The organism is Psychrobacter sp. AOP3-A1-26, assembly GCF_052378235.1.
Classification (GTDB): domain Bacteria; phylum Pseudomonadota; class Gammaproteobacteria; order Pseudomonadales; family Moraxellaceae; genus Psychrobacter.
Map to the genome: position 1 here is coordinate 1 of NZ_JBQSXN010000240.1, position 215 is coordinate 215.

Sequence of the window (215 nt, forward strand, 5' to 3'; positions counted from 1 at the left end):
CAAACATGAGCGACAATCTCATTAGTAGCACGATCATAAGCATAAATAAGCCAAACTTTACGCTTTTTGCGATACACGTAAGTCCAGAATTCATCAACCTCTAAGCGTTCATAGTAGCGCTTCTTAGGCGTAATCTTATAAACAGATGAGCCTATAGTACTAAGCACTTTACCAATACTAACTGAGGCTATAATAGCAATATCTCTAACACCGCA

1 protein-coding gene is annotated in these 215 nt (G+C 38.1%); it reads right to left on the bottom strand.

What is annotated here, in order from left to right; translation table 11 throughout:
* A partial coding sequence (locus ACT3TU_RS14455) for an IS1 family transposase (RefSeq protein ID WP_444784555.1) occupies nt 1-215 on the bottom strand: 215 nt, incomplete at both ends.